At 48.2% G+C, this 249-nt stretch carries 1 pseudogene; it reads right to left on the bottom strand.

From position 1 onward, the window contains the following. A pseudogene (locus E3E33_RS10830) lies at positions 1-249 on the bottom strand (CRISPR-associated endoribonuclease Cas6); the annotation flags it as partial.

Genomic DNA, 249 nt, shown 5'->3' with positions numbered 1-249 from the left:
GCTCCTTCAAAATTTTTATATCCTCAGTTATGAAGGTAGCATCGCCTATCTGAAGGATAGGACTGTCGATGAAGCCCTCAACAACGGCCCTTATGAGCTCACTAGAAGAGGAAGAGACGTAGAGAGAGACATCATCAGAGAGAACTCTTATGCCTCTGTCAGGAATGAGCTCGCGCTTCCTCACCATCATGCGGGAAAACGTAAAGTAATCAACGTGGCTCACTTCAGCCTCACGGGCAATCTCGGGAG

Source organism: Thermococcus sp. GR5 (assembly GCF_012027535.1).
Taxonomy (GTDB): domain Archaea; phylum Methanobacteriota_B; class Thermococci; order Thermococcales; family Thermococcaceae; genus Thermococcus; species Thermococcus onnurineus.
Note: the sequence above shows the minus strand (reverse complement) of the source record. Positions and strands in the feature narration are given on the sequence as shown.